The sequence below is a fragment of the Streptomyces sudanensis genome, assembly GCF_023614315.1.
In the GTDB taxonomy this organism is placed as follows: Bacteria; Actinomycetota; Actinomycetes; order Streptomycetales; family Streptomycetaceae; genus Streptomyces; species Streptomyces sudanensis.
On record NZ_CP095474.1, the window covers coordinates 2,758,283 to 2,767,406 of the forward strand.

Sequence of the window (9,124 nt, forward strand, 5' to 3'; positions counted from 1 at the left end):
CCCCGTGCGCNNGGCCGCGGCCCGGCCCTACGTACGCGAGGGCCTGTCGTTCACGCACGGCGGCTTCGAGGTGCCGGTCGAGGGCCCGATCGCCCTGATCCGCGCGGCGAACGTCCTGCGCCAGTACGACGAGGACCGGGTGGCGGAGGTGTGGACCCGCCTGCGCGGGCGGCTCGCGGCGCGGGGCGGCCTCCTCGTGGAGGGCACCTGCGACGAGGTCGGCCGCCGTCACGTCTGGGTGGCGCTCGGCCCGGAGGGGCCGCGCACGGTGACGTTCGCCACGCGCCTCGGCTCCCTGGACCGCCCCTCGGACCTGGCGGAACGGCTCCCCAAGGCCCTCATCCACCGGAACGTCCCGGGCGAGCCGGTCCACGCGTTCCTGCGGGACTTCGACCGGGCCTGGGCGGCGGCCGCCCCGTACGCCTCCCTGGGAGCCCGGCAGCGGTGGATCGCGACGGCCTCGGCCCTGGCGGCGGACTGGCCGCTGGCCGACGGTCGCCGGCGGTGGCGCCAGGGCGAACTGACGGTCCGCTGGGACGCCCTGGCCCCGCGGGGCTGGCCCACGGCGTCCGGGTAGGGAACGGCGCCCGGGCAGGGGGACGACGCCCGGGCAGGGGGACGACGCCCGGGTAAGGGGACGGCGTCCGGGTAAGGGGACGGCGTCCGGGTAAGGGGACGGCGTCCAAGCAGGGCACAGGTCCGCGGCGGGAGCACAGCGTCCGGGGGCGCGGCATCCGGGGGCACGGCATCCGAGCGGGGCGCGGCGCGCACGGCGGAAAGCACGCGGCTCGGTCCGGAACACACGGCCCGGGCGGGACACGGCACGCGCGGCGGCGCAACCCTTCCCTGTGGACGGCCGCCCGAGTGGCGCCACCCGTCGCCGGCCTGTGGAAAGCCGACGGGGCGGCCTCCCCCGCCCTGTTACCTTCACCGGTGACATGGCACGATCGCCGACGGCACCGACGGTTACTGACGGCAAGTCAGATGCGTCGCGATGCCGCCCGGCCGGTCGACGTCCGGAGGGGGAAGCCTGTGAACCGACACCGTCGCGTCACCATCGCGATCACCGCTGTGTGCGTACTGACCGTCCTCGCGGGACCGGCCCACGCCGCGCCCGCACCCGAGCCGGCTCCCGGTGCGGCCACCCAGCAGCCGCGGAAGAGCCTGGAGGAGGTGCGCGCGGAGATCGAGGCGCTGTACCGGCAGGTGTCCTCCGCCACCGACGCGTACAACCTCGCCGAGGAGCAGGCGAAGAAGCAGCACGCCGAGACCGTGAAGCTGTCCCGGGCGGTCGCGGACGGCCGGGAGAGGATCGCCGAACTGAAGCGGCGCGCCGGCGCTGCCGCCCGGGCCCAGTACCGCAACGCCGGGCTCCCCGAGGAGGCGAGGCTCGTCCTCACCGACGACCCGCGGCTGTTCCTGGAGGGCGTCGACCGCCTCGCGCAGGGGCAGAAGGCGACCAGGGACCTGCTGGCGGAGCTTCAGCAGAACCAGCAGGACCTGGAGACGTACACCGGGGACGCCAACGCCGAGTTGACCCGCCTGAAGGCGACCCGTGCCCGCCAGGCCGAGGCGAGGAAGCTGATAACGGCGAAGATCGCCGCCGCGGAGAAGCTGGAGTCGCAACTGGAGGCCGCCGAGCGGGAGCGGCTGCGGCAGTTGGAGCGGCAGGCGCAGGAGGACGCGCAGACGGCGTGGCTGGCGTCGGGCGCCTTGCGGGAGATCGACCGGAGCGCGAGCCCGCAGGGCGGGAGGGCCGTCGAATTCGCCCTGACCCAGGTGGGCAAGCCGTACGTCTGGGGCGCCGAGGGACCGGACGCGTACGACTGCTCGGGACTCACCCAGCGGGCCTGGGGCGCGGCGGGCCGCGGCATCCCGCGCACCTCCCAGGAGCAGTGGCGGCTGCTGCCGCGGGTGGCGGTCCGGGACATGCGAGCCGGTGACCTGATCGTCTACTTCGGGGACGCCAGCCATGTGGGGATGTACATCGGGGACGGCCTGATGGTCCACGCCCCGCGGCCGGGACGGCACATCGCGGTGGCCGGGGCCGGTTCGATGCCCATCCTGGGAGTCGTCCGCCCGGACAACTGACCCCGCCCGGCTCGGGNCGCCCCGNCCCGTCCCGCCCCGCCTCGCCCCGGAAGCGAGACGGCCCGAGCCGGGCGGCGCACCCTGAGCCGAGCGGGGTGACCCGAGCCGGACGGGGTGCCGAGCCTGGCGGGGTGGCCCGAGCCTGGTAGCGCGGCCCGAGCCGGACCACGCGGCCCGAGCCGGGCGGGGCCTGAACCAAACGGGACGGCCCGAGCCGGACGGGGCGGGCGGACCGGCTCCAAACGGCCCCGCCCGGGCAGCACGGCCCCGCCCAAGCGGTGCGGGCGCCGGCCGGGTGGCGCGGGCGCCGGCCTGGCGACGCGGCCACAGGTCATGCAGCGCGGGTACCGCCTCCAGCGGTGCGGACGCGAACCAGGCGGCACGAGCGGCACGAGCACGACCCCGGCGCCCAGGCACCGACCATGCGGCACCAGCACGACCCCGGCGCCCAGGCACCGACCATGCGGCACCAGCACGACCCCGGCGCCCAGGCACCGACCATGCGGTACGAGCACGACCCCGACCACCCGGACGCCAACCGGGCGGCGCCGGCACGGCCAGGGGCGCGAGCAGGGTCCAGGCGGCGCGAACGCAGGCGGAACGCGCCCCTCACGTGATGTTTCTCATGTGGAGGTGGCCGACTACCTCCCCTTGTGTGGCATATGCCGCGGTCTCCTCACTGATCGCCATTCCGTTCGGACGCCGGGTGCCGCTATGGTCCCCGTCGGCGGGGCGTCGTCCGGCGCTCCACCGCACCCTCGGGGGGAGGGAAGGAAAGCGAACCGATGCCCGTACCCGCACCCGTGCCCGCGCAGCGGCAGAGGGTGAACACGCTCGATGCGGCGAACGGTGATCTCACCCTGCTGGTGATCGGGGACGATCCGGCGGGCACCTTCACCGTCCCCGAACTGGTCGACGCCGCAGGTGGCCGCATCCGCATACGCACCGCCCGGAACCTCACGGAGGCGGAGCGGCTCCTCACCGACGACGTGCACTGCGTCCTGGTCGACCTCGACCTGCCCGTCGACGCGCGGCGCGACGACGATCCGCTGTCCGCGCTGCGGCACGTCCTGCGCATCGCCCCGCGCCACGCCGTACTCGTCCTGGCGAGGTCGGAGCACGCGGAGCTGGCGGCGGAGGCGGTACGGGCGGGCGCGCAGGACCGGCTGTTCCGGGAGGAGCTGGACGGGCCGCTGCTGAGCCGTGCCATCCGGTACGCGGTGGAGCGCAAGCGCGCCGACTCGGTGCAGGTGAAGCTGGCCGAGTCGCGGCTGCGGGCCCAGGAGAACGCCCGGCTGGAGCGCGGGCTCCTGCCGACGCCGCTGCTCCAGGGCTCCGACCTGCGGTTCGCCGCCCGCTACCGGCCGGGCCGCTCACGCGCCCTGCTGGGCGGCGACTTCTACGACACGGTGCGCACCACGGACGGCACGGTGCACGCGATGATCGGCGACGTGTGCGGGCACGGCCCCGACGAGGCGGCGCTCGGCGTGGAGCTGCGCATCGCGTGGCGGGCGCTGACGTTCGCGGGGCTGTGTGGCGACGAACTGCTGTCGACGCTGCAACGGGTGCTGGAGCACGAGCGGGAGAACGAGGAGATCTTCGCGACCCTGTGCACCGTGGACGTCGCGCCCGACGGGCGGCGGGCCGGGGTGTGCCTGGCCGGCCACCCGGCGCCGCTCGTCGCCCGCCCCGGGCAGGGCGCCCGGCTGCTTCCGTACGAGGACGGCGGTCCGGCGCTGGGCGTGCTGCCGAGGGCGCGGTGGCCGCGGCGGCAAGTGGAGCTGGGCGGGGCGTGGAGCCTGATGATGTACACGGACGGCCTGATCGAGGGCCGCTCGGCGGGCCCCGGCTCTCCGCGCCTGGGTCAGGAGGGCATGGTCGAGATGGTCAACCGCCAGCTCGCCCGGGGCCTGACCGGCGAGGAGCTCCTGGAGGCGGCGGTGGCGGAGGTCCGCCACCTGAACGAGGGTGAGCTGACGGACGACGTGGCGGTCCTGCTCCTGGACCGGGCGGCCCGCTGACGGGCGCGTCACCGGGCGGCGGGCCGTCCGGTGGCGGTCACCGGCCGCCGTTGTACGGGCCGTACGGGCCGTCGCTGCTGGAGCCGCGGCGGCCGCCGCCCGACACCTGGCGGAGGGCGGGGCGGACGTCCACCATGAAGACGATGGTCGCGACGAGCCCGGCGAGCTGGAGCACCAGGAGGATCGGGAAGATGTTCACGACGACCGTGACACCCAGGATGACCAGCCAGAACGGCTTGGTCTGCTTGTCCGCCGCCCGATAGGCGTCCTCGCGTGCCAGGGCGGCGAAGGCCAGCGCGACGACGGCGAGCACGAGCATCGCGAGGGACAGCAGCCCGAGCAGCGAGTTGAAACCGGACATCAGCATGGTGGGTACCGCCTGTCAGGTGGATGGGGCGACTCGCGGCCAAGCTACCCGTACAACGCCCCGGCAACCGGATCGGTGCCCCGCCGGAGCCGGGCACCGATCCGGCGCCGGCCCCGGCAGGGCGCCCCGGGTCACTTCTCGTCGACGGTGTCCGAGGGGGCGGCCTTCCGGGTGGAGGTCCTCCGGACGGGGGGCTTCCGGGTGGCACCGGTCCCGGTGCCCGCCTCGGCGGCGGCGTCCGCCGCGTCGGCGCCCTCGACCCCGGCGGCCTTGTCGGACCCGTCGGCGCGCTCGGCCCTGCCGGTCCCGGTCGCCGGGGCGGAGCCGGGCTCGACGGCGATGGCGATCTCGGTGATCTCCTCGGCGGCCTCGCCCCGCCACGTCCTGACGGCCTGCTCGCCGTGCTCGGCGACCTTCTCGTACGTCTCGCGGGCCTTCACGGCGTACTCGGCCGCCGCGCCGACGCCGCGCAGGGCCAGGCTCTGGGCGGTCTCGCCGAGCTTCTTCAGGTCGGTGTCGAGGCCGCCGATCAGCTCGGCGACCTTGCTCTGGAGCGTCGCCTGCGCCTCCTTCGCCTGCGCGGTGACCTTCTCCTGCACGGCCTTCGGGTCGGTGTTGCGCACCGCGTCCAGCCGGGACGGGGCCTCGGCGGCGATCCTGCGGGCCTGCTGTACGGCGAGGTCGGCGGTGCCGGCGGCGAAGTAGAGGGGCGTACGCAGCTCGTCGATGATGGCCATGGTCTGTGGTCCTCCCGTGTCGCGGGTTCGTCGCGCGGCGGTGCGCGCGAGCGTGGCGGAGTCAGATTTCGGTGGATCCTGCGGCTGCTCCGGCATCGCCGGTGCCGTTCTGCGTGTCGAGCGCGTTCTCCTTGCGGAAGGAGTCGTAGATCTGGAGCAGCACCTGCTTCTGCCGTTCGCTGATCGAGGGGTCGGCGAGGATGACGGCCCGCGTCTCCAGCTCCTCGCGGTCCCGCTCGTCGAGGATCCCGGCCCGCACGTACAGCGTCTCGGCGGATATCCGCAGCGCCTTGGCGACCTGCTGGAGCACCTCCGCGCTCGGTTTGCGCAGTCCGCGCTCGATCTGGCTCAGGTACGGATTCGACACCCCGGCCGCCTCCGCGAGCTGCCGCAGCGACAGCTGCGCGGTGCGCCGCTGCTCGCGCAGGTACTCGCCGAGGTTGCCGACGTTGAGCGATGCCATACCTCGATGCTGCACCCCTTCGCTAACAATTGCAAGCGGACGCTAGCGGCAGTTATACGCCCGGACGCGCCGGTCCCGCCGCGGGCGCCCGCCCGGCCCGCGGCGGCGGGGCCCTCGCCGTCGGTACGAGGGCAGCCGGCACGAAGGCCGCCGGGCGGGGTCGGGCACCGGGCNGGGTCGGATACCGGCCGAGGTGGGCGGCCGCGTCGAGCATGGCCAGGCNNNNAATACATCAGGCAGCGAGCGTGGTACAGTCGTAAGGGGGGTCGGGCACCGGGCGGGGTCAGCTGCCGGACAGGGTCAGGTACCGGCCGAGGTGGGCGGCCGCGTCGAGCATGGCCAGGCCGCGGGCGGTGAGCTTGCCGCGCCAGTCGTCCAGGGCGGCGGCCAGCGCGTCGGTGCCGCCGGCCGTGCGGACCTGCCGGACCACGGTGGCGATGTGGCGCAGCGGGTGGCCGCCGCGCCTGAGGAGGTGGGCCAGTTCGGCGTCGCGGACGTCGGGAGCGCGGAAGACGCGGTGGCCGGTGAGCGGGTCCCGCCCGGGGGCGAGGACTCCGGCGGCCTCCCAGTTGCGCAGGGTCGCCGGGGTGACGCGGAGCCGGCGCGCCAGTTCGCCTACGGACAGGGGGCCCGATCCCGCCACCCGGCTCGCGACGGTGCCGGGCACCTCCGGCCGGCCCGCGACCGCGCCCGGCCCCGCCGACCGGGCCGGAGCGGCGCCGGGCGCCCCCGACCGACCCGCGACGGCGCTCGGGCCCGCCGACCGGCCCGGAGTGGCGCCCGGCCCCTCCGACCGGCCCGTGACGGCTCCCGTGGCCTCCCCCCGGCCCGCGACGGCGCCCGGCGCCCGCGTCAGGTGGTCCACCGCAGCCCGTACCGCGTCGAGGGTCTGCCGGTCGCGGAGCAGCTGGTCGTGGCCCCGGTCGACGGCCGTCAGGGCGTCGTCGAGCCGGTCGTGGTGGAGCGCGGTCATGATCTGGCCGGCCGTGGCGTGCCCGTACGCCCGGACGAGGGACAGGTAGGCGCGCAGGGCCGCCGCGTGCAGCTCGGTGTAGACGCGGTAGCCGCTGCGGGTGCGCTCGGCGGGCGGGATGAACCCGTCCCGCTCGTGGTTGCGGACCGCCTGGGTCGAGATGCCGTGCTCCCGGGCGAGGTCGACGGGCCGGAGTGTTCTCACCGTTTGAGACTTTACCGGGCGACCTCCCTTCACTCGGCGCTCAAGTCTCAACCGGTCTTTCAAAGTTACGCTTGAGGTCCATGAGTCAGGACATACAGGACCTGGTCGCCGTCTCCGGCGACCTGCTGGCGTTCGGCGAGCCGACGCACCGGGAACCGGCCTTCGCGCTGGTCCGCAACGAACTGCTCGCCCGGCTGGTCGGCCACGGCTTCCGTTCGGTCGCCCTGGAGATCGACCGGGTGGCCGCGCTCGTCGTGGACGACCACGTGCGGGAGGGGACCGGAAGCCTCGACGAGGTGATGCGCGAGGGCTTCTCCCACGGCTGGGGGGAGCTGGAGCCCAACCGGCGCCTGGTCGCGTGGCTGCGCCGGTACAACGAGGGCCGGCCGCCGCACGAGCGGGTGGCCCTCCACGGCTTCGACGCGCCGACCGAGAACACCAGCGCCCCCAGCCCCCGCACCTACCTCGAACACGCCCGCGACTACCTGGGGCTCGACCTCGACCTCGCGGCCCTCGCCGGCGACGACGAGCGGTGGAGCCGTACGGAGGCGATCCTCGACCCGGCCGCGTCGGTCGGCGCCACCCCCGAGGCCGAGCGGCTGCGGGCGGTCGCCGACGACATGCTCGTCACCCTCCACGAACGCGCGCCGGAACGGATCGCGGCGACCTCGCACGCCCGGTGGCTGCGGGCCCTGACGCACCTCACCGCCGGCCTCGGCCTCCTGCGCTACCACCGGCAGGCGGCGCGGCCCGGCGAGCGGAACGTGCGGATCGCCCGGCTCCTCGCCACCCGCGACGCGCTCATGGCCCAGAACCTCCTGGCCGTCCGGGAGGCCGAGGCGCGGCGCGGCGGGACGCTGGTCTTCGCCCACAACACCCACCTGCAGCGGGGCGCGAGCACTCTCCGGGTGGGGGACGCGGACGTGGAGTGGTTCGGCGCCGGGGCCATCGTGGCGAACCTGTCGGGCGAGCGGTACGCCTTCGCCGCCGGCAGCGTCGGCCGCAGCGAGGCCCTCGGCCTCGGCGAGCCCGGACCGGACACCTTCGAGGGCTTCCTCCAGGGCCGTACCGCCCGCTGGGGGCTGCTGGCCGCCTCCGCGGTCCCCGACGCCCGCACCCGGACCGACACCGACCCCCGGCAGGGGTACTACCCGCTCGCCCGGGCGACGCTCGACGGGGCCGACGCGGTCCTGCACATCCGCGACGGCGCGGCGATCACCGCGCCCTGACCGCACGGGCACCGGCCGGGGCGGGGGCGGNGNCCCGGAGCCGGGGCGCGCCGCNCNCNCCNTAAGGGGACGCCGCCCGTCCGGTCCGGACGCCGCCCGTCCGGTTCGGCCGCCGCGNGCNCGCCGGCCGGCGTCCCCCNCGTCGCGCCCCGCCGCCCGTGCCAGCATGGGCGGGGACGCCGACGGGGAGGGACTGACGTGGCAGTCGGACGCATCTGGCTGGACGTGCCGTTCGCCGAGAAGGACGAGGCGAAGAGGGGCGGGGCGCGGTGGGACCCGTCGGCGCGGCGCTGGTACGCGCCCCGGCCGGGGATGGCGGAACTGGAGCGGTGGGCGGCCGCGCCGGACGTGCCCGACCTGCTGCCCGGCGAGGACCGGGGCCTGGGGAGCGGGCTGTTCGTCGACCTGGTGCCGCAGACCTGCTGGTTCACCAACGTCCGGTCCTGCGTGGACCAGCGGGACTGGGAGCGGCTCCGCCGGGTGATCACGCGCCGGGCCGGGCGGCGCTGCGAGGTCTGCGGGGCCGGTGAGGACCGCGAGCGGCGGTGCCGGCTGGAGGCCCACGAGCGGTGGACGTACGACGAGCGCGCACGCGTGCAGACCCTGAAGCGGCTCATCTGCCTGTGCACCGACTGCCACACGGTCACCCACTACGGGTACGCCCAGGTCCGCGGCGTCGAGGCGCAGGCGTTCGCCCATCTGGTGGCGGTCACCGGGATGACGGAGGCGCGGGCCCGGGAGCACGTGCGGGCCGCGTTCGCGGTGTGGGAGCAGCGCTCCCGGGTCGCCTGGGAGCTGGACCTGGGCATCCTCACCGGTGCCGGGATCAGGCTCGCCCCGCCGCCCGGCGCCGACGCCCGCGCCGGGGTCTCCGAGCGGACGCTGCGCTCCGCCGGCCGCCCGCCGGTGCCGTAGCGGCGGGGGCGTACCCGGCCGCCCGCCCGCGGCGGGNCGGCCGGGTACGCCCCGCCTTTCCCCCTCCCCCCGCCCCCCGCCCCCCCCGCACACCCCATTCCGGCCTCTCCTTTCCAACAACAAA

9 protein-coding genes and 1 pseudogene are annotated in these 9,124 nt (G+C 75.7%); 6 read left to right on the forward strand and 4 right to left on the reverse strand.

The genetic code is table 11. From position 1 onward, the window contains the following. Positions 1 to 12: 12 nt before the first annotated feature. The 4 genes and pseudogenes from MW084_RS12795 to MW084_RS12810 form a co-directional block, all read left to right on the forward strand. Positions 13 to 577 (forward strand): annotated as a pseudogene (locus MW084_RS12795) (class I SAM-dependent methyltransferase); the annotation flags it as partial. A 455-nt stretch (positions 578 to 1,032) separates the two neighbouring features. Then, a complete protein-coding gene (locus MW084_RS12800) occupies positions 1,033 to 2,091 on the forward strand; it encodes a C40 family peptidase (protein ID WP_010474304.1) in 1,059 nt (352 codons plus the stop codon). Positions 2,092 to 2,450: 359 nt separating this feature from the next. Continuing rightward, complete coding sequence (locus MW084_RS12805) at positions 2,451 to 2,708, forward strand: hypothetical protein (RefSeq protein WP_158684369.1); 258 nt, start codon at positions 2,451 to 2,453, stop codon at positions 2,706 to 2,708. 168 nt (positions 2,709 to 2,876) lie between these two features. Further along, positions 2,877 to 4,112, forward strand: a complete 1,236-nt coding sequence (locus tag MW084_RS12810) for a PP2C family protein-serine/threonine phosphatase (protein WP_010474307.1) — start codon at positions 2,877 to 2,879, stop codon at positions 4,110 to 4,112. A gap of 37 nt (positions 4,113 to 4,149) precedes the next feature. Here the strand turns inward: MW084_RS12810 and MW084_RS12815 are convergent, their stop codons facing one another. The 4 genes from MW084_RS12815 to MW084_RS12830 form a co-directional block, all read right to left on the reverse strand. Further along, positions 4,150 to 4,479, reverse strand: a complete 330-nt coding sequence (locus tag MW084_RS12815; protein ID WP_010474309.1) for a DUF2516 family protein — start codon at positions 4,477 to 4,479, stop codon at positions 4,150 to 4,152. A 131-nt stretch (positions 4,480 to 4,610) separates the two neighbouring features. Next, positions 4,611 to 5,216: a hypothetical protein gene (locus MW084_RS12820; protein WP_010474311.1), complete on the reverse strand. Its 606-nt coding sequence runs from the start codon at positions 5,214 to 5,216 to the stop codon at positions 4,611 to 4,613. Between the two features lie 61 nt (positions 5,217 to 5,277). Further along, positions 5,278 to 5,679, reverse strand: coding sequence for a helix-turn-helix domain-containing protein (locus MW084_RS12825; RefSeq protein ID WP_010474313.1), 402 nt, complete (start codon positions 5,677 to 5,679; stop codon positions 5,278 to 5,280). A gap of 283 nt (positions 5,680 to 5,962) precedes the next feature. Continuing rightward, positions 5,963 to 6,856 (reverse strand): TioE family transcriptional regulator, encoded by an 894-nt coding sequence (locus MW084_RS12830; protein WP_010474315.1) that lies wholly within the window; start codon positions 6,854 to 6,856, stop codon positions 5,963 to 5,965. Positions 6,857 to 6,936: 80 nt separating this feature from the next. On the opposite strand from MW084_RS12830, the gene MW084_RS12835 reads away from it, so the two are divergent. Together MW084_RS12835 and MW084_RS12840 are read left to right on the forward strand one after the other, a co-directional pair. Further along, entirely contained in the window at positions 6,937 to 8,085 is a 1,149-nt protein-coding gene (locus MW084_RS12835; protein ID WP_010474316.1) for an erythromycin esterase family protein, read from the forward strand. Positions 8,086 to 8,283: 198 nt separating this feature from the next. Beyond that, the gene (locus MW084_RS12840; protein ID WP_010474317.1) at positions 8,284 to 9,000 is read left to right on the forward strand and encodes a DUF5710 domain-containing protein; all 717 of its coding nucleotides are present in this window, start codon (positions 8,284 to 8,286) and stop codon (positions 8,998 to 9,000) included. The last annotated feature ends 124 nt before the right edge of the window (positions 9,001 to 9,124 follow it).